Genomic DNA, 19,984 nt, shown 5'->3' on the forward strand with positions numbered 1-19,984 from the left:
GCAATTATGGCAATGGAACATATTGTTGTGAAGGGAGCGCGTGCCCACAACTTAAAAAATATAGATGTGACCATTCCGCGTGATAAGCTTGTTGTTTTAACAGGCTTATCTGGTTCAGGTAAATCATCGTTGGCCTTTGATACCATCTATGCTGAAGGACAACGGCGTTATGTTGAATCACTATCAGCATATGCCCGTCAATTTTTAGGCCAGATGGACAAACCTGATGTTGATGCGATTGAAGGGCTGTCACCAGCCATCTCAATTGATCAAAAAACAACAAGTCGAAATCCACGTTCAACTGTTGGAACTGTGACGGAAATCTATGATTACCTGCGCTTGCTTTATGCAAGAGTTGGCCGTCCAACCTGTCCTATTCATGGGATTGAAATATCTTCCCAAACCATTGAACAAATGGTTGACCGCATATTGGAATATCCGGAACGAACAAAGCTTCAAGTCCTTGCTCCTATTGTGTCAGGACGAAAAGGAACACATGTGAAAGTATTTGAAGATATCAAAAAACAGGGGTATGTACGTGTTCGTGTTGATGGGGAAATGCATGAGCTTGCAGAAGAAATTGAGCTTGAGAAGAACAAAAAGCACTCCATTGAAGTTGTGATTGACCGTATTGTCGTGAAGGAGGGGGTTGCTTCACGATTAGCTGATTCACTTGAAGCAGCTTTAGGTCTAGGAGAAGGCAGAGTGATCATCGATGTGATGGGAGAAGAAGAGCTTCTGTTCAGTGAGCATCATGCCTGTCCGCAATGTGGCTTTTCAATCGGGGAACTGGAACCGAGAATGTTTTCGTTTAATAGCCCGTTTGGTGCGTGTCCTGAGTGTGACGGTTTGGGATCAAAACTAAAAGTAGACTTGGATCTTGTGCTTCCGAATAAAGATCTGTCTCTTAAGCAGCATGCAATTGCACCGTGGGAGCCAACAAGCTCACAATATTATCCTCAAATGCTTGAAGCTGTATGCAATCATTATGGAATTGACATGGATATCCCAGTTAAGGATATTCCCAAGCATTTATTAGATAAAGTACTATATGGCAGTGATGGTGAGGAAATTTATTTCCGTTATGAAAATGACTTTGGCCAAGTTCGCGAAAACTATATTCAATTTGAAGGGGTTATTCGAAACGTTGAAAGACGATATAAGGAAACAACCTCAGACTTCATTCGTGAGCAAATGGAAAAGTATATGGGCCAACAAAATTGTCCGAGCTGTAAAGGATATCGACTTAAAAAGGAAACTCTTGCTGTGTTAATCCAGGGAAATCATGTCGGGGAAATTACAAAACTATCTGTTCAAGAGTCACTTGAATTCTTTCAAAATCTATCCCTGACAGAAAAAGAAATGCAGATTGCCAATCTTATTTTGAAGGAAATTAGTGAAAGATTAGGGTTTTTAAATAATGTTGGACTCGATTATCTAACCCTTAATCGTGCTGCAGGGACATTATCTGGGGGAGAGGCACAGCGAATTCGTCTTGCTACTCAGATCGGATCGCGCTTAACAGGTGTTTTATACATTCTTGACGAACCTTCCATCGGCCTTCACCAGCGAGATAATGATCGCTTAATTCAAACCCTTCAAAATATGCGTGACATCGGAAATACCCTTATCGTTGTTGAGCATGATGAGGATACGATGATGGCTGCAGACTATTTAATTGATATTGGTCCAGGAGCCGGAATTCATGGTGGAGAGGTCATTTCAGCCGGAACGCCTGAAGAAGTGATGAATGATGACAATTCCTTAACAGGGCAATACTTATCTGGGAAGAAGTTTATTCCGCTTCCATATGAACGTAAAAAACCTGATGGCCGTTATATCGAAATAAAAGGTGCGAAGGAAAACAATCTCCGCAATGTGAGTGTGAAGTTACCATTAGGAACTTTTATTGCGGTAACGGGTGTTTCAGGCTCAGGAAAAAGTACGTTAGTAAACGAGATTCTTCATAAAACACTAGCACAAAAGCTTCACAAGGCAAAGGCAAAGCCAGGTGAACACAAAGAGGTAAAAGGAATCGAGCACCTAGAGAAAGTCATTGATATTGACCAGTCACCAATCGGCCGGACACCTCGATCAAATCCTGCAACATATACAGGTGTTTTTGATGATATCCGTGATGTTTTCGCAACGACAAATGAAGCAAAGGTGAGAGGCTATAAAAAAGGACGCTTCAGCTTTAATGTAAAAGGCGGACGTTGTGAAGCATGCCGCGGTGATGGAATCATTAAAATTGAAATGCATTTCCTACCTGACGTATATGTTCCTTGTGAAGTGTGCCATGGAAAACGATACAACCGTGAAACACTAGAGGTCACATATAAAGGCAAAAACATTTCTGACGTTTTGGAGATGACGGTAGAGGATGCTGTTTCGTTCTTCGAAAATATTCCTAAAATCAAGCGTAAACTGCAAACAATTTATGATGTAGGTCTTGGCTATATAACGCTTGGACAGCCTGCAACAACTCTTTCAGGCGGAGAAGCCCAAAGGGTGAAGCTGGCATCAGAGCTGCACAGACGCTCATCAGGCCGTTCATTGTATATTTTGGATGAACCTACAACAGGTCTTCATGTGGATGATATTGCACGATTATTAAAAGTCCTGCAACGCCTGGTAGATAATGGTGATACCGTCCTTGTCATTGAACATAATTTAGATGTGATCAAAGCAACAGATTATTTGGTTGACTTAGGTCCTGAAGGTGGAGACAAAGGCGGTCAAATCGTCGGCTACGGAACTCCGGAGGATATTATGAACAATGAACAATCCTATACGGGAAAATATTTAAAACCGGTTATAGAACGGGACAGGGATCGAATGAGGAAATTAATAAAAGAAAAAGAAGAGGTAGCACAAAGCTAATCTTCTGGAAGAAAAGCTGATTTCTTTGGGAATCAGCTTTTTTTGACGTTTATATATAAAAAAACAATCCCCGATTTCCTTAATAATAGAAAATTTTAGCCGATATAATATCCTGGAAGGGATAGAACTTGTACAAGGCTTTTTAAGGGGCAAATCGATTACCCTTGATGCCGAAGCACAAACCAGATTATAAAAGTGAATATTTTATAAAATAAACCATTAACAAGTAATAGCGAACCTGTTTCTTTTTAATTGTTTATTTACATTCTGCAAAAGTTAATTTGGTACAAGGGTAGCGATCCTGCCACTTGCTAAAAGCGCGTTTGATTCCAGGCTGAAGTATATTTTCCTAGGATTAGAGGTGTTTTTTTATTGTGCAAGAAGGCTATACCAAAATAGACCATCCAGAATAACAAGTAGAGAGGATTTAGAACATCATGAATTTATCAATCAAGCGAAAAATAATTGGGAGCTTTTTGATTGTCTCCATTATTTTTGGGGCAGCTTCGCTGTTTTCCTATCAAAATATGAAACAATCAAATGAATCATATGAATATGTGATTGAAACGGTGGCAGAGTTAAGAGCCGTTACTCAAGCAATTCAAACAGATACAGCCCTACAGTCAGGATATTATCGTGCATATATGCTTTACGATGATGAGAGCTTTAGAGACAAGATGAATGAAGCAAATACTCAATTAAATGAAAGTATATCCAGAGGACTTGAGCTATCTACCTTACAAGAAACAAAGGATCGTCTTCAGTCCATTCAGGAGCTGAATAATCAATTTAAAGAAACGGCGAACCGTGTCATGGATGAAAAATCAATCGATGAAGCAAAGGCAAATGAGGATGGCTTAAACCTGATTGTCCCAATCAGTACGAATTTAACAGAGGAAGCTCTTTCTATGAATAACTGGTTAAGGGATGATATTTTAGAAGAAAGAGTGAAAGAAACAAAGGACGAGTCTGATCGGGCACAATTAACTCTAATCGTACTAAGCAGTGTTGCTGCTGTTTTTGCTATTTTCTGTGGAGTGGTTATCTCGATTTTTATTACAAAACCTATCGTACGGTTGGGGAATGCAGCAAAGCAGGTGGCTTCAGGAAATCTCCAAGTGGAAAAGATAACCATGAAGAATAAAGATGAAATTCATGATCTTAATGAATCATTTAATGCCATGACAGATAACTTGAGGGAAATGATCCGCTCGATAGCTGATCATTCAGATCAGGTTGCAGCTTCAGCAGAGCAATTGAATGCAAGCGCAGAGCAATCAAGCAAAGCAACAGAAACCGTTTCATCGGCGATTCAAGAAATTGCAAGCAGTGCAGAGGAAACAACGACAAAGCTGGAACTTAATTCAAGCTCATTACATGAAGTCTTACAAGGAATTCATCATATTTCCGAAAGTTCCTCAACTGTTTCTGAGCTATCAAGAGAAACAACAAAGGAAGCAGTAGAAGGCGGAGAATATGTGAAAAACAGCCTGACTCAAATGAGGTTTATTCGTGAATCAGTTGGACGTTCAAATGAAGTTGTTCAAACACTATCACAGCGATCAACAGAAATAGGTTCTATATTGGATGTGATTAGTGACATCGCGAATCAAACAAATTTACTGGCGTTAAATGCAGCCATTGAAGCGGCGAGAGCTGGTGAACATGGAAAAGGTTTTGCTGTCGTTGCAGATGAAGTTCGTAAGTTAGCGGAGCAATCTCAAGTATCTACAAAGAGTATTGCAGATTTAATTACTTTCATTCAAAAAGATACCGAAGAATCGGTCAATATTATGAATGAAGTTGTACAGAATGCGGAGGAAGGGGTAAAAGTATCAGAAATAACTTCTGAAAAGTTTGCTCAGATCCTGGCAAGTACAAAGAGTATTACCCCGCAGATTGAACAAGTAACAGCAACGGTACAGCAAATTTCAGCTAGTATTGATGAAATTGCGAACTCGGCGATGGAGGTTTCCCGTTTGGCTCAGGAGAATGCGGCTAGTTCTGAAGAAGTGGCTGCATCAACGGAGGAACAGTTGGCGTCAATGCAGGAAATCGATGCATCAGCCCAGGCTCTTGCCCATATGGCTGAAGAGTTAAAAACGGTTGTTGGTAGTTTTAAGATTTAATTAGATAAAAAACGAAAAAACCCGTCTATACTTGCGGGTTTTTCTATTTTGAACTTTATGAATTCCGTTCCTTCTCACTATTTTCCCCTCATAATACCTTCTCATCTAGTACAATAGGTTCATTTCTTCCAAAAAGAAGGAAGGGACATTTCGTTTAGTAACCGTTCACAAACTCTATTAGAATAGGAAATAGCGCATTTTTGTGTGTTGGTTTTACACATTTATCCAAGTTGACGAAAGCTTAAAAATAGAATTAGATATGGTAAGAAGAGATTTGGATTTATAGAAAGGAGCATATGAATGAAGAGCATTAGAAGTCGTTTATTCCTTATGCTTCTTATTTTTATTATCATCCCGTATTTTTTATCTGTTTTTGTCATTTATGGATATACAAAAAATAGAGTGGAACAGCAAGCCCTTAAGGCTAGTCATAGCCAGATGGATAAACTTTCGGAGGAACTGGAGCAATATTTTGATGAAATGGTTAATCTGCCTTACCTGATTTATCGAAATCCTGATTTTTTTACTATTTTCACAGACGAGTCAAAAGACTTTTCTCAACAATCAAAAGAAAACAGTGTTGAAACGTTTTACTTAATGAGAAATGAAATCCGTCAGGTGCGTTTTTATTTTGATAAAAAGAAAGAGTCGATTACAGCTTATCATGCAAAAGTGAGTGCTCCGAAGCAAAAACCGGACGTATTGAATGAAGAATCTATTAAAAAACTATACAATTCGAACAGTTCTGATCTGATTGAACCGCCGCATCAGATTGAAAATTATAATGATGCGGCGATTGTACCGGAGTCTGACAAAACGGTTGTATTGACGATTCACCATAAAATAGTTGATATTTTATCAAATGAAGTTCTTGGCTTCATTTCCATTGATCTGGATCTTGATGTCTATGCCAGGTTGTGTAACAGTCTGATTGAGGAGAATGAAGAATCAGTGTTGCTTATTGATGCGAATGATCGTGTCATGTACGCCACTGATGCGTCATTAATTGGAAAGTCCGCACCTAAAGGGTTAATGGAGCAAATGAATGCAAAAAACATGAATTCAAATGGAGAGATTATTTTATCAAAATCATTATCCGGACCGCTAGATCAATGGGAATTGGTGAAGATCACACCTAGTCACTATTTATTTCAAGAGGCGAGGAAAACAGCCATTATCAATATCTTAGTTGGGATCGGAGTCGGATTGATGGGACTTTTGATGATTGGATATGTTTCCTACAGAATTACTCGTCCGATCAAAACTCTTAGCCAAAAAGTTCGGTCCATCGAGGGCGGAAATAGGCAGGTTCCGTTTGGTAGTGATAGAAAAGATGAAATCGGTCATTTAGACAATCACATGAAGGAAATGATGGATCGAATCAACCTTCATATTGACCGGGAATATAAACTGGAAATTGAAAATAGAAAAAATCAATTTAGAGCACTGAAGGCCCAGGTAAATCCGCATTTCCTATTTAATGCCCTTCAATCAATCGGGGCTGTGGCATTAAGATCTGATGCTCCAAATGTCTATAAATTAGTAACCACTTTATCCAACATGATGAGGTACTCGATTCGTGCTGATCAATGGGTATTCTTACGGGATGAGGTCGAGTATATTGAACGTTATCTTTCTCTCCAAAGAGAGCGTTTCGGACATGAACTGAATGTTTCCATACAGTTAAACAAAGAACTTTTAAACATGAAGATTCCGAGTATGATCGTACAGCCGCTAGTTGAGAACTTTTTTAAGCATTGTTATGAAGAAGGTTTCTATGATGCCAGTTTAAGCATTTATGGAAAAAGAACAGGTGAGAACGTCATCCTTACCGTGGAAAATGACACGTCAAGTGTTTCTTCTTCCAAATTGAACTCATTAAGAGAACATATCTATTCCTCTTCTTATGAGGGAACAAATTCCCACGAGCATATCGGTCTGAAAAACATTCATGATCGTTTAGTTTTAAACTACGGGGAGAATGCAGGCCTAAAGCTCGATACGAAGGATGGGGAAGGCTTTTGTGTGGAACTTATTATTCCGCTTGAGGGTGTCATTCAAAAGGATGAGCAGACGATCTTTTTAGATAAATCTAACATCTATTGATTTTTTTCTACATCAAAGGAGGACGGGATAAAATGAAGGCTCTCATGATCGATGATGAAATCAATGTCCGTTTTGTAATGAAGCAATTAGGTGAATGGGCGAAATATGGAATTACGACTCTTTTTGAAGCGGCTAATGGACAAGAAGCCAAAAGAATCATAGAAAGGGAAAGTCCGGAAATCATTTTCACTGATATAAAAATGCCAGGAATGAGCGGGATGGAGCTGATTGAATGGCTGCATGCAAACTCATATACAGGAAAAGTGATCTTCATCACAGGCTATGATGACTATTCCTTCATGCGAAAAGCAATACAGTTTAGCAGCTTTGATTATTTATTAAAGCCCATTGAAGCCGAGCCGTTTAATCACACATTGGCTGCAGCAGTTGAAGCGTGGAAAAAGGAAGAAAAGGAACGAAAGAACAAAGTAAATGGAGATATGGAAAGTGTTAAAAGGTTTCGCATGAACCAGGTCGTGACACAAGCCTGTATAGGAGAACAATTTGACGAGTTGGAAATAGCTTCATTTCTTCCTCATGCAGATCAATACGAATTAACACTTATATCTTTTTATCAAATGCATCATGCTGAACCATATGTACAGCAACTAGCTGATGAACTTATGAAAAAGGGATGGGGGAATGCCTTTGCACTTCAGCATGACTCCACACTTTGTCTCGTGATGTCAAATGAATCAAACTGGTTTTTGATTGAAGAATGGATTAGTCAGCAGTTTGATATTCCGATCAGACTTGTAAGCGGCAAGCCGATCAGGTTTTTAAATGAAATCCCAAGGTCGTTTCGGGATTTACAAAGGGAAATGGAAGGTCAAAACTATCGATCTATTCATCGTGTAAATGACTTGGATGATGCCCGCCGGATGCAGGATATCGTAGCATATGTAGAGATGTATTATATGGAAGAACTAAGTTTGGAAAAACTGGCAAACCGCTTTTTCTTAAGTCGTGAACATATTTCAAGAAAGTTTAAACAACAAACAGGATTACCACTGTCCAAATATGTCATGAACCTAAGAATTAATCAAGCGAAGACGTGGCTTATGGAAACAGAGGAGAGTATCCTCTCTATTTCATTAATGCTCGGCTATCAGGATGAAAAGTACTTTTCAAAACTGTTCAAAAAAGTGGTTGGTATGACACCTTTTGAGTATCGAAATGCAAAAGAAAAACAAGCATTGACCAGTAAGGAATGTGAAACATACTGAGGTGAAAGAATGAAAAAAAGGATCGCAGGTTTATTATTAGTTGGAGGCTTAAGTCTTACCCTTTCAGCATGTCAGGAAGCGACGAAACTAAAGGAATCGCAAGCAGCAGCTGAGCCCAAATTGACACTACAAGTTAGAAATCCAAAAGTGGAAATATCAAAACAGTTTGAGCAAATGGCGAAGGCTTATGAAAAGGAAAACCCAAACATAGACATTCAAGTTGAAACGGTTGGAGGAGCAACAGATGATCTTGCTGATCTAAAAGCACATATTGCAGCAGGAGAAGGTCCTGATATTTTTACAAATAATGGATATGAGCAAGGTAAGCTATGGAAGAACCTATTAGAAGATCTATCAGATCAGCCATGGGTAACACATGCCTATAATGAAACATTAACCCCTATGACGTTTGATGAAAAGTTATATGGAATGCCTGTCAATATGGAAGGATACGGCTTTATCTACAATAAAGATTTATTTGAAAAAGCAGGAATTCAAACCCCTCCAACAACAAGAACAGAATTGGAAAAAGCAGCAAAGCAATTACAAAAGGCGGGTATTACTCCTTTTGCAAATGGATATTATGAAGAATGGAAACTCGGGGTTTTTCTATTAAACATTGCCTTTGCTCAGCAAGATGATCCTGATGAATTTATAAAAAATCTTCATTCAGGAAGTGAAAAAATTACAACAAATCAGGCATTCAAAGAGCTGGTTGACTTGCTTGACCTAACCGTAAAATATGGAAATGAACAACCATTAACGACTGACTATTCAATGGAATTAAACATGTTTACAAAAGGTGAAGCAGCCATTCTCCTTCAAGGAAACTGGGTTCAACCGATGATAGACCAAGCATCGCCGAATATGAATATTGGTTTTATGCCGATCCCAATCAATGATGAACCGAAAAACGATGCTCTTGTCGTGAGCGTTCCAAATTATTGGGTTATCAATAAACAATCATCACCCGAAAAGAAAAAAGAAGCAAAGAAATTCTTACAATGGATGGTCTCATCAACTCAAGGTCAATCATATATGACCGAACAATTTAAATTCATCCCGGCGTTTAAGAACATTGAAACAAACCACCTAGGCCCACTTGCACACGACACCTTAACTTACTACAAACAAGGAAAAACCCTATCCTCCAACTGGTTCCACTTCCCCGTCGGCATCAGAGAAGAATTCGGCTCCTCCATGCAGCTATACATCGACAACCAACTAAACCGCGACCAACTGCTGCAAGAACTTCAAGAAACCTGGGACTAGGGGACAGGTCCCTTGTCCCATTCCGGGACAGTGTACCTGTCCCTTTGTCCCATTCAGCCCCAGCGCCTTTGTCCCTATGATATATCAATTTACGACGAAATTCCGATCAATTTGTGACATATCCTCGGATAGCGCTATTACCCTATAATTTTAGTTGTAAACAAAAACTTGCTAGGAGGATAAGCGATGAACTTTAAGAGTTTTGCCAAACAAGCAACAGTCGTAACACTTAGTACAGCTATTTTATTAGGGGGCGGTGGGTCTTTTGCGTCTGCGAAAGAAAAAGATTCCCGTGATCACAAAGAGGACTATGGAATTTCTCATATCACACGTTATGATATGCAGAAACTCATTGAACAGCAAGGAGATTCTAAATACACTGTTCCAAAATTTGATGAGTCAAAAATTAAAAATATCTCATCTGCAAAAGGATATGATGAGCTAGGGAATTTAATTAATTTAGACGTATGGGATACATGGCCATTACAAAATGCAGACGGGACTGTCGCAACTTATAACGGCTACCAAATTGTTTTTGGTTTAGCAGGTGACCCTGACAGAGGCTGGGACACATTCATTTACATGTTCTATAAAAAAGTTGGCGACAATTCAATTGATAGCTGGAAAAATGCAGGAAGAGTCTTTAAAGATTCCGACAAATTTAAATCAGATGAGCAAAATTTAAGAGACCAAGCAGAAGAATGGTCTGGTTCTGCAACATTAACGTCTGACGGAGAAGTTCGTTTATTTTATACAAACCGTCATGGATGGGATCCTGCAAATGGATTCTTTGGTAAGCAAACATTAACAACTGCACAAATCAATGTGTCTGAGCCAAGTGAAAACACATTGAAAGTAGATGGAATTGAAGACCACAAATCAATCTTTGATGGAGACGGAAAAAACTATCAAACAGTACAACAGGCATTTGGCGGTGGAAATTATTCAGATAATCATACACTGAGAGATCCTCATTATATTGAAGAAAATGGCCGAAAATACCTTGTTTTCGAAGCGAACACAGGAACAGAAACAGGTTACCAAGGTGAGAACTCATTATTTAATAAAGCTTATTATGGGAAAAGTGAAGCATTCTTCCAAAGTGAAAAAAGCAATCTATTAAATAGTCCTAAAAAGGATTTAGCGGAAATATCAAACGGTGCACTTGGAATTATTGAAATTAATGATGATTACTCATTAAAGAAAGTCATGAAACCACTAATTGCTTCAAACACAGTAACAGATGAAATTGAGCGTCCAAACATCTTTAAAAAGGATGGGAAATGGTATCTATTTACAAGCTCAAGAGGATCTAAAATGACAATTGATGGCATTGATGATGAAGATATTTATCTATTAGGTTATGTGTCAAACTCATTAACAGGTCCATATAAGCCATTAAACAAAACAGGACTTGTGTTACATCAAGATCTTGATCCATATGATGTAACATGGACGTACGCACATTTCGCGATTCCGCAAGAAGGAAGCGATAATACAGTCGTAACAAGTTATATGACAAACAGAGGGTATTTTGAAGACCATCAATCTACCTTTGCACCAAGCTTCCTATTAAACATTAAAGGTGATAAAACATCTGTTGTGAAGAATGGAATTCTTGAGCAAGGTCAAATAACGATTAAATAATTCAGTTGAAAAGAAAATGCCGCTTTACATAGGCATTTTCTTTTTCTATATACTGAAAAAAACTGTGGTGATAAAAATGAAAAAATATAAAAAAGTCAGCTTTCTCCTTATTATTATTTTGATTGTAAGTGTAATTGTGTTTGTCATGAATTCAAAAAAAGAAACACCATCTCAAAACAATAAAAAAGAAGCAGAAACGTCCTCCATTCGTGCTCACTATCATTTTACCGTACCTGATAAATGGAAAAACGATCCTCAAAGACCCCTTTATGTGAATGGGAAATATCATTATTACTACCTTTATAACCGTGATTACCCAGATGGAAATGGTACAGAATGGCGGCATGCCACATCAGAAGATCTTGTTCATTGGCAGGATGAAGGTGTAGCCATTCCGAAATATACGAATGAAAATGGAGATCCATGGTCAGGCTCAGTTGTCATAGATTGGGAGAATACAGCAGGATTTGGAGAAGGGGCTTTCGTTGCCATTGTGACACAGCCTTCAGCTGATGGTGGGAAGCAGGAACAATTTTTATGGTACAGCACCGACAAAGGACAAACATTCACTCCTTATGGAGATAAACCAATTATGGAAAATCCGGGAACACATGACTTCCGGGATCCAAAGGTGATGTGGGATGAGCGGGATGAAAAGTGGAAAATGGTCATGGCAGAAGGAGCTAAAATAGGGTTCTACGAATCAAATAACCTGATAAACTGGGAATATACAAGTGGTTTTACAACCGAGGGAATGGGTATTGTAGAATGTCCAGATCTCTATCTTATGCAAGCGGATGATGGGGCTTTAAAATGGGTGCTTGGAGTGAGTGCAAACGGACTTTCAACAAACAAGCCAAATACGTATGCTTATTGGATCGGTGATTTCAATGGAAAAGAATTCATTGCTGAACAGAATGATCCCCAATGGCTTGATTACGGGTTTGATTGGTATGGTGGAGTTACTTTTGAAGATGGAACAGAAAAAGATAACCTAACAAGACGCTATGCCTTCGCCTGGATGAATAATTGGGCATACGCCAATAACACTCCAACATTACAGGAAGATTTTAATGGGATGGATTCAATTGTCCGTCAAATAGAATTAAAACATGAAGGTGACAATCACTATTACCTGGCCTCACAACCAATTGAAGCCCTGAACAAGTTGGAAACAACAACAGAATCAATCAAGAACATAAACGTAAATGGATCTAAACTTCTCCCATTAAAAGGAGATGTCTATCAACTAGAAGCTGATATCTCATGGGAAAAATTAAAAAATGTCGGCCTAAGACTACGTGAATCGGCTGATAAGAAGAAACATGTTGATGTGGGGATTTTCTATAACCCGGAGCAGCCTTACTTTTATGTAAATCGCTCCAATACAGGCCATCCGGATAAGAACCTGCAATTAGTAGAAAGTACATCACCCTTTAACACAAACAAGAAACAGGTTCATCTGAAGATCCTCGTTGACACAACCAGCATAGAGGTTTTCATTGACGATGGAAAAAAAGTGCACTCACAAGTTATTTTTCCGGAAGAAAAAGATCAAGGAATCTCACTCTTTTCAGAAGGAGGAGAAGCTGTTTTTTCTAACCTTACGTTTACGAATATGAAGTCAGCCAACAACTAACAGACCAAATCGCTTGATGATTTGGTCTAACTCCTTTACCATTAAATAAAAAAATTTATGAAACAATACTGAAACCTCTTCCTTTTTCATACGTACTAAAGATAAGGAGAGTGAAGGAAATGGATAATACGAATAAATTCCTTGCTTCATTAAATTATTTTAGTGTGTGTATTGCCCCATTTTTATTACCTATCATCATTTATTTTGTTGTCGATCATCTCGAAGTAAAACAGCATGCCAAAAAAGCCCTTGTTTCACACATTATTCCGTTCTTATCAATTATAGGTCTATTCATCACGATTTTCTTTGCAGCAGCCTCAAGTTCTTCAGAAGATACCGCCTTTTTTCTTATCATTATTGGTTTTGTACTAGTCGGGTTAATCAATCTTATTGTATTTATTTGGAACATTGTTAAAGGAATTAAAATTTTCACAAAAGAATCTTAAGGAGGAGTTTGGATGAAAGAGCAAAGAAAACGAATTTTAAGATTGGTAGAAGAAGGAAAACTTTCCGCCGAAGAAGCATTATCACTTATTGAAGCCTTAGAAAAAGAGGAAGCGGTGAAAGAAGAAAAGATAACCGCTTTGTCTACCGAGGTTCTGGGAGATAAGCAGTCTTATAATGATGACCACAATTCTGCAGAACAAAAGCAGTCAATAGGAAATAAATTAATGGATTGGGTCGATTCAGCCGTCAAAAAGGTGAAGGATATGGATTTAGATCTTAATTTTGGTAAATCAATCGGTCTTCAGCATATTTTTCAATTTCAAGGTGATTCGTTCCAAGATATTGATATTCAGCTTACAAATGGAAGTGTCAGCTTCGAACCTTGGTCTGAAAAGGATATTCGGGTTGAGTGTGATGTAAAAGTGTTCCGTGTGGAAAACACTGAACAAGCAAGAGAAACCTTTTTAGCCGGTGTTGATTGCCAAGTGGAAGGAAACCGTTTTGTGTTCTTTACAGAGAAAAAGACGATGAAAATAAACATGATTGTCAGACTGCCAGAACAGACATATGAACAAGTTAAAGTGAAATTGTTTAACGGACCGATTAGAGGGGAAGATTTAAGAGTAGAAGCCATAAGGGTAAAAACAGCAAACGGTGTGGTTTCTTTTTCTTCACTCAATGGTGCTAAAGGAGAATTTGAAACAGCAAACGGGCAAATTAAACTTACAGATGCTCAGTTTGAAAAGCTTGAGCTGGAAACGATCAGCGGTCATATTCAATTTAATGGATCTGCAGAAAAGGTGGATGCACAAAGTTTTAATGGCAATGTACAAGTAAAGCTTAACGATGATCGTTGTGAAACCTTCTATGCAAAAACAGCGACAGGAAATATTGATATTACAGTTCCGGAGGAAAGTACAATCGTAGGAGAGCTTAAATCAAATTTAGGCTCCTTATCTGCACTTCTAAATGATGTAGAGATTTCCTATGAGAAAAATGAAACAATTCAAAAAGAGCTTAAATTCCGTACAGCACAGCAGGCAAAAATGACTCTATTTGCTGACTCGAAAACAGGTTCTATTGAGATTAAATAATTTAAGGATGATGAAACGTGAAGAAACTAACAAGATCTCGCCAGAATAAGAAACTGACCGGAGTATTAGGAGGCTTATCAGAATATCTCGGAATGGACGCAGCTTTAGTACGTATCCTATTCGTGATTGTTTTACTTTTCACAGGCTTCTTCCCAATGGGAATCATCTATTTGATCTCCATTTTCTTAATCCCGGAAGAAACGGACGTAATGTAAGATGAAAAGGTGGATTGTGAGCATTCTTGTGAATGCTCTCATTTTAATTGTCGTAGCCGGGTTTTTTGATTCCTTTCACTTAAGCGGGATTTGGGCAGCGATAGGAGCGAGCTTTATCTTGTCCATCCTGAATGTGCTTGTGAAACCATTTCTCATTTTATTAACATTACCTGTGACGGTTCTGACTTTAGGATTATTTCTTTTTGTGATTAATGCTGCAACATTGATGATTACAGAAGGATTGATGGGTGATGCGTTTAATATAGATGGTTTTGGAACTGCATTACTTGCCGCTGTTTTTATTGCAATTTTGAACTTAATGATTCAAAAAGGAATCGTTGAGCCGATACAGAAGGATAAATAAACGTTTGTTTAAAAAGAGCAGAGAGGGAATCTTGCTCTTTTTTTAGTACGATCAGAAAGTATAAGATTTAATTGATGATAGTATAAGAAAAACTAAGGCTTTCTCCATTAGGACTTGGCGATAAGCCAAGTTTTTCTTATAAGGTCAGAAAGTATAAAATTCTGTACTTAGTGTAGGTGTCTAGCTCCAGGCGCCATCGGCACTAGGGTCTAGTCAAATAGGAATTGAAGGCAAAGAACGCCTTCTATTCCTATTCGCCTTATGCTTGTCGCCTTGCGCTTTTCTAATAAAAACACTAAAACCTGCACATGCTAAGTGCGGGTGAGTTGTATGGATAAACGACGGCTTCAGAAGTTGTTAATGATTACGTGTTTCATTTTTCTTTTACCTGCCATTGTCCCGACTAGTGGTAATGACAGTTCTTCTTTGAGTGTCGAAGCAAGTGCTCCACAAAATTATTTTCATGCTCATCAATACACCTCGACAGATAGGGGTGACATGATGGTCAGTGAAAATACTGCAAAAACAGAACCTCCTCGCTCTTATTCTCCACCAGGAGAGTATGAATTTTCCAAAGAAAAATATCTGTCATTAAAAAGTATGTACACGTCTGAAAATGAAACACAGTCACAAGACGGATTTCCTTATCATCGTTTTGATGTAAAAGTGCACCGGGACATAAAGCCATCTGATAAAATCACCCTTTTTTGGAAGGGGAAATCATTACCAGGAAGACAAGTCACTATGTATGGCTGGAATGTAGTAAAAGGAAAATGGGTGGAAATTGAGGGTGTGGTGGCAGGAGATACATCCTTTGAATTAAAAGGGAGTGTAAATGCCGAGGAATTTGTTCAAAATCGAAAAGTAAGTGTAATTGTCCAGGACCAATTGCCGCAGAAATCCAAAAGCTATGATTACTCATTTGTATGGATGTCTGATACTCAGTATTATGCACAGGACTACCCCGCAATTTTTAAATCGATAACGGAATGGATTGCTGAGAATAAAGATGTGATGAATATTAAATATGTGTTTCACACAGGAGATATTGTGAATAAAGGAAATGATGAAGGACAATGGAAACGGGCAAGTGCTTATATGAATACGTTGGATGTCGCACGTATTCCTTATGGAGTTCTGCCGGGAAATCATGATGAAGGACATGACTTTAATCGTTATAAAGCCTATTTTGGTGAAAAGCGGTTTATGAAAAAGTCCTATTATGAAGGATCCTTTGACCAAAACCGGGGACATTATGATTTGATTTCAGCTAATGGAAAAGATTATATCTTCGTATATATGGGCTGGGGAATTGGAAAAAAGAAATTGAGTGGCTCAATAATGTGCTTGAACGATATGCAGATCGAACAGCGATCCTCTCCTTTCACGAGTACTTAAAAAAGAATGGTGAGAGGAGTCATAAAGGCAATGAAATCTTTGAAAAAGTCGTCAAGCCAAATCAACATGTTGTGGCAGTGCTTTGTGGACATTATCATAGCAGTCACCTTGCGATAGATGAGCTTGATGATGATGGCGATGGTACAGTTGACCGCAAAGTCTATCAAATTTTGGCCGATTACCAAAAAGGTCCTGAAGGGGGAAGCGGCTTTCTTCGTATACTCCATGTGGACGAAGAGACGAATACAATTGATGTACGGACCTATTCTCCTTATAAAAATAAGTATCATTATTACAACCCTGAGAAACATCCGAAAAAAGAACAATTTACAATGGATATTGATGTAAAAAAAACAACGAAAAGTGTTTCCACAACCTATTTTGAGTTGAACATTTACAAACAACTATCAGATGAAAAGGTTGCTGCGGGGAATAGACCATAAAAGCAAAAGCGACTTGATCAGCCTAGGGCAAATAAGACGATTATTTTGAATAGAAGGCGTTCTTTGCCTTCAATTCAAAATTGGCTAGCCCCTAGAGGCAGTCAAAAACGCATCCTTTCACATTGACTGCACTTGCACGTCCTGTGCGATCTAAGGCTAGGCGCTGGAGCTGGACACTAAAAAAGAGGGACAGTCATAGTCGTGACTGCCCCTCATTCCTTAGTTCACAATAAGTGTATCATATCCTTTTGATTTCAGTTCTTTCGCAAGAGCTTCCGCATTTTGTTTGTTTGAAAAAGCACCAACTTGAACTTTGTAAAGGGAAGATGATCGTGTGCTTTTTGTTTTTGTTAGTTGATAATACTTCACTATTGCATCTACAATGGCTTTTGCGCAAGTAAGACGGAAGCTTGAGGTTTGAAGCAGTGCTGCCTCTTCTTTGTTTGTCATAAATCCACATTCACATAAAATAGCTGTCATGGATGTTGCTTTTAACACATGGAAATTAGCTGCTTTCACGCCACGATCTTTCCGTTTTGTGCTTGAAATGAGCTGATTCTGAACCATTTGGGCTAACCTGGTAGCCTTTTTTGGCTTAGTTGTATAAACATAGGTTTCAATTCCTTCAGCACTTGTCCATTGCAATCCATTACCGTGGGCATTTGCGTGAATGGAGATAAAGACATCCACTTTTTCCTGATTTGCCTTTGTGGTTCTCTCATTCAGAGGAACATCCCGTTGGTCAGAGTGAGTAAATAAAACAGTCACTCCTTCATACTTCATCAATAGCTTCTTCATTTCATTTGCAACCGCACGATTAAACTCATATTCCTTCATACCATCAACCGTCCGTTTTCCCGGTGTATCAAACCCATGTCCTGCATCAATCGCCATTTTCATGAACATTCCTCCTTGTCATCATATTCAACCTTTATATAAGGCTTTCTACGAAAAAAGTAGCGCATAAGTTTTATAAGAAGAATAAATTAATTTTTATTTTGGAAAGTATGGTACAAGTGCTAGAATAGAAACAGAAGTTATAGGCTCTTTATAAAGGTTGTTTTATTTCAACAAAGTTCTTTAATCAACCATGCGCAATACAAATTAAAAGGCAACAAAGTTTACGGTAATACATCACTTGCTTTTCATGTCCATAAAGGAGGATACATCATGCCAAAAGTTCGCACAAAAGATCTAGTTGATAAATTTAATTTTGAAATCGTCAGTGGAGAAGAAGGAATCAATCGTCCGATAACAACAAGTGACCTGTCACGTCCGGGAATTGAAATGGCCGGCTTTTTTACATACTACCCAAAAGAACGTGTTCAACTGCTCGGGAAAACTGAGCTATCGTTTTTTCATCAGCTTTCTCCACAGGAAAAGAAACATCGCATGGACGAGCTTTGTACAGATATTACTCCTGCGATCATTGTGACAAGAGAAATGGAAACGCCTCAAGAGCTTATTGAAGCATCAGAACGAGAAGGGGTTCCTGTATTACGATCTCCAATGAAAACTACGCGCTTATCAAGTCATTTAACAAATTTCCTTGAAGGAAAATTAGCGCCGACAACTGCGGTCCATGGTGTATTAGTTGATATTTACGGAGTCGGAGTGTTAATTATAGGAAAAAGCGGTGTCGGGAAAAGTGAAACAGCTCTGGAGCTTGTCAAGCGTGGACACCGTCTTGTTGCCGATGATTGTGTTGAGATTCGCCAGGAAGACACCGATACACTAATCGGTAGTGCCCCTGAGCTAATTGAACATTTATTGGAAATTAGAGGACTAGGCATTATCAATGTTATGACATTATTTGGTGCAGGTGCGGTCCGAAGCTTCAAGCGTATCACCCTTGTGATTAATCTTGAAATATGGGATAAAACTAAACAATACGACCGTTTGGGACTAGAAGAAGATAAAATGAGAATCATTGATACAGATATAACAAAACTAACAGTTCCAGTTCGTCCTGGACGAAACTTATCCGTTATTATTGAAGTAGCGGCGATGAACCATCGATTAAAGAGAATGGGGGTAAATGCGGCTGAGCAGTTTACAAGCAAGCTTGCAGGTGTGATTGAAGAAGGAGATCATGAAGAGGAATAATGATCCTAAACACATAATGGAGTCGGGCAACGACCGATTCCGCTCCTCCATCAATTGGAAACAATAGGTAGATATCGATACATAAAAAAAGTAAAATAAATATGATTGTGCTTATACCAACTTCTAAGACGAAGAGAAATAGAAAAAGCAACAATCATACATAGAGGGAGATGAAGACATGGAAGAAAGTATTAAGCCTCTTGATCCGATTGCCCTTGAATTAGGACCACTGCAAATTCACTGGTATGGTGTGATTATTGGTCTTGGTGCATTACTCGCATTGTTCATTGCAGTAAAGGAAAGTGAAAGACGCGGATTACATAAAGACACATTTGTGGACCTTGTGTTGTTTGCGATTCCAATTGCCATCATCGGAGCAAGAATCTACTATGTTATCTTTCAGTGGGATTACTATTCTCAAAATCCAGGTGACATTATTAAGATCTGGAATGGTGGACTAGCAATTCACGGTGGATTAATCGCTGCTGTTATAACGGGGGCAGTATTCGCCAAAGTGAAAAACATTTCCTTCTGGAAATTGGCTGATATTGCGGCACCAAGTATTATTCTAGGTCAGGCGATTGGCCGTTGGGGAAACTTTATGAACCAGGAAGCACATGGCGGACCTGTAACAAGAGAGTTTTTGGAAGGTTTACTTTTACCTGATTTTATCGTCAATCAAATGTATATAAATGGTCAATATTATCATCCGACTTTTTTATATGAATCATTATGGAGCCTTGTTGGGTTTATCGGTCTCATGTTGCTCCGCAAAGCAAACTTCAGACGCGGGGAGCTTTTCTTAACATATGTGATCTGGTATTCCATCGGACGGTTCTTTGTAGAAGGACTTAGAACAGATAGCTTAATGCTGACAGATACATTGCGAATTGCACAAGTGATTTCTATTGTTCTGATTCTTGTTGCTGTAGGAATTATCATATTTCGACGGATGAAGGGCTATTCAAAAGAGCGCTATTTAGATGCGAGTCAATAAAACCCTGGCCGATTAGCC

16 protein-coding genes are annotated in these 19,984 nt (G+C 38.6%); 15 read left to right on the forward strand and 1 reads right to left on the reverse strand.

Annotated elements, in window-relative coordinates; all coding sequences use genetic code 11:
• The first annotated feature begins 6 nt into the window (after window positions 1–6).
• The 13 genes from uvrA (at window position 7) to AC0L8O_RS25395 (ending at window position 16,863) form a co-directional block, all read left to right on the forward strand.
• Entirely contained in the window at window positions 7–2,883 is a 2,877-nt protein-coding gene (gene uvrA / locus AC0L8O_RS25335; RefSeq protein ID WP_473446038.1) for an excinuclease ABC subunit UvrA, read from the forward strand.
• A gap of 437 nt (window positions 2,884–3,320) precedes the next feature.
• The gene (locus AC0L8O_RS25340) at window positions 3,321–5,012 is read left to right on the forward strand and encodes a methyl-accepting chemotaxis protein (protein WP_473446039.1); all 1,692 of its coding nucleotides are present in this window, start codon (window positions 3,321–3,323) and stop codon (window positions 5,010–5,012) included.
• Window positions 5,013–5,312: 300 nt separating this feature from the next.
• Window positions 5,313–7,118: a sensor histidine kinase gene (locus tag AC0L8O_RS25345; protein WP_473446040.1), complete on the forward strand. Its 1,806-nt coding sequence runs from the start codon at window positions 5,313–5,315 to the stop codon at window positions 7,116–7,118.
• A gap of 32 nt (window positions 7,119–7,150) precedes the next feature.
• Complete coding sequence (locus tag AC0L8O_RS25350; protein ID WP_473446041.1) at window positions 7,151–8,344, forward strand: response regulator; 1,194 nt, start codon at window positions 7,151–7,153, stop codon at window positions 8,342–8,344.
• Between the two features lie 9 nt (window positions 8,345–8,353).
• Window positions 8,354–9,616, forward strand: coding sequence for an ABC transporter substrate-binding protein (locus AC0L8O_RS25355; protein ID WP_473446042.1), 1,263 nt, complete (start codon window positions 8,354–8,356; stop codon window positions 9,614–9,616).
• 186 nt (window positions 9,617–9,802) lie between these two features.
• Window positions 9,803–11,263: a glycoside hydrolase family 68 protein gene (locus AC0L8O_RS25360; RefSeq protein WP_473446043.1), complete on the forward strand. Its 1,461-nt coding sequence runs from the start codon at window positions 9,803–9,805 to the stop codon at window positions 11,261–11,263.
• A gap of 76 nt (window positions 11,264–11,339) precedes the next feature.
• Entirely contained in the window at window positions 11,340–12,902 is a 1,563-nt protein-coding gene (locus AC0L8O_RS25365; RefSeq protein ID WP_473446044.1) for a glycoside hydrolase family 32 protein, read from the forward strand.
• Between the two features lie 119 nt (window positions 12,903–13,021).
• Window positions 13,022–13,348, forward strand: coding sequence for a magnetosome magnetite crystal formation protein family (locus AC0L8O_RS25370; RefSeq protein ID WP_026559667.1), 327 nt, complete (start codon window positions 13,022–13,024; stop codon window positions 13,346–13,348).
• A 12-nt stretch (window positions 13,349–13,360) separates the two neighbouring features.
• A complete protein-coding gene (locus AC0L8O_RS25375; RefSeq protein ID WP_473446045.1) occupies window positions 13,361–14,443 on the forward strand; it encodes a DUF4097 family beta strand repeat-containing protein in 1,083 nt (360 codons plus the stop codon).
• 17 nt (window positions 14,444–14,460) lie between these two features.
• A complete protein-coding gene (locus tag AC0L8O_RS25380) occupies window positions 14,461–14,658 on the forward strand; it encodes a PspC domain-containing protein (protein ID WP_394185021.1) in 198 nt (65 codons plus the stop codon).
• 1 nt (window position 14,659) lies between these two features.
• Window positions 14,660–15,022: a phage holin family protein gene (locus AC0L8O_RS25385; protein ID WP_473446046.1), complete on the forward strand. Its 363-nt coding sequence runs from the start codon at window positions 14,660–14,662 to the stop codon at window positions 15,020–15,022.
• A 330-nt stretch (window positions 15,023–15,352) separates the two neighbouring features.
• Window positions 15,353–16,420 (forward strand): metallophosphoesterase, encoded by a 1,068-nt coding sequence (locus AC0L8O_RS25390; RefSeq protein ID WP_473446047.1) that lies wholly within the window; start codon window positions 15,353–15,355, stop codon window positions 16,418–16,420.
• Window positions 16,366–16,863, forward strand: coding sequence for a metallophosphoesterase family protein (locus AC0L8O_RS25395; RefSeq protein WP_473446048.1), 498 nt, complete (start codon window positions 16,366–16,368; stop codon window positions 16,861–16,863). The genes AC0L8O_RS25390 and AC0L8O_RS25395 overlap by 55 nt, the downstream gene beginning before the upstream one ends.
• A gap of 219 nt (window positions 16,864–17,082) precedes the next feature.
• On the opposite strand, the gene AC0L8O_RS25400 is transcribed toward AC0L8O_RS25395, so the two are convergent.
• Window positions 17,083–17,763 (reverse strand): N-acetylmuramoyl-L-alanine amidase, encoded by a 681-nt coding sequence (locus AC0L8O_RS25400; RefSeq protein WP_473446049.1) that lies wholly within the window; start codon window positions 17,761–17,763, stop codon window positions 17,083–17,085.
• 270 nt (window positions 17,764–18,033) lie between these two features.
• Between AC0L8O_RS25400 and hprK the strand changes: the two genes are divergently transcribed.
• Together hprK and lgt are read left to right on the forward strand one after the other, a co-directional pair.
• Entirely contained in the window at window positions 18,034–18,969 is a 936-nt protein-coding gene (gene hprK, locus AC0L8O_RS25405) for an HPr(Ser) kinase/phosphatase (RefSeq protein ID WP_473446050.1), read from the forward strand.
• Between the two features lie 178 nt (window positions 18,970–19,147).
• On the forward strand, window positions 19,148–19,966 hold the full coding sequence (gene lgt, locus AC0L8O_RS25410; RefSeq protein WP_026559660.1) for a prolipoprotein diacylglyceryl transferase: 819 nt from the start codon (window positions 19,148–19,150) through the stop codon (window positions 19,964–19,966).
• Window positions 19,967–19,984 lie beyond the last annotated feature (18 nt).

It is taken from the genome of Metabacillus sp. KJ11-3, from assembly GCF_055808295.1.

What these genes read in the sequence shown, in the direction of transcription:
- AC0L8O_RS25390 (WP_473446047.1), top strand. Translation starts at nt 15,353, where the DNA reads ATGGATAAACGACGGCTTCAGAAGTTGTTAATGATTACGTGTTTCATT.
- AC0L8O_RS25400 (WP_473446049.1), bottom strand. Translation starts at nt 17,763, where the DNA reads ATGAAAATGGCGATTGATGCAGGACATGGGTTTGATACACCGGGAAAA.
- AC0L8O_RS25355 (WP_473446042.1), top strand. Translation starts at nt 8,354, where the DNA reads ATGAAAAAAAGGATCGCAGGTTTATTATTAGTTGGAGGCTTAAGTCTT.
- AC0L8O_RS25350 (WP_473446041.1), top strand. Translation starts at nt 7,151, where the DNA reads ATGAAGGCTCTCATGATCGATGATGAAATCAATGTCCGTTTTGTAATG.
- AC0L8O_RS25345 (WP_473446040.1), top strand. Translation starts at nt 5,313, where the DNA reads ATGAAGAGCATTAGAAGTCGTTTATTCCTTATGCTTCTTATTTTTATT.
- lgt (WP_026559660.1), top strand. Translation starts at nt 19,148, where the DNA reads ATGGAAGAAAGTATTAAGCCTCTTGATCCGATTGCCCTTGAATTAGGA.
- AC0L8O_RS25385 (WP_473446046.1), top strand. Translation starts at nt 14,660, where the DNA reads ATGAAAAGGTGGATTGTGAGCATTCTTGTGAATGCTCTCATTTTAATT.
- uvrA (WP_473446038.1), top strand. Translation starts at nt 7, where the DNA reads ATGGCAATGGAACATATTGTTGTGAAGGGAGCGCGTGCCCACAACTTA.
- AC0L8O_RS25340 (WP_473446039.1), top strand. Translation starts at nt 3,321, where the DNA reads ATGAATTTATCAATCAAGCGAAAAATAATTGGGAGCTTTTTGATTGTC.
- AC0L8O_RS25375 (WP_473446045.1), top strand. Translation starts at nt 13,361, where the DNA reads ATGAAAGAGCAAAGAAAACGAATTTTAAGATTGGTAGAAGAAGGAAAA.
- AC0L8O_RS25365 (WP_473446044.1), top strand. Translation starts at nt 11,340, where the DNA reads ATGAAAAAATATAAAAAAGTCAGCTTTCTCCTTATTATTATTTTGATT.
- AC0L8O_RS25370 (WP_026559667.1), top strand. Translation starts at nt 13,022, where the DNA reads ATGGATAATACGAATAAATTCCTTGCTTCATTAAATTATTTTAGTGTG.
- AC0L8O_RS25360 (WP_473446043.1), top strand. Translation starts at nt 9,803, where the DNA reads ATGAACTTTAAGAGTTTTGCCAAACAAGCAACAGTCGTAACACTTAGT.
- hprK (WP_473446050.1), top strand. Translation starts at nt 18,034, where the DNA reads ATGCCAAAAGTTCGCACAAAAGATCTAGTTGATAAATTTAATTTTGAA.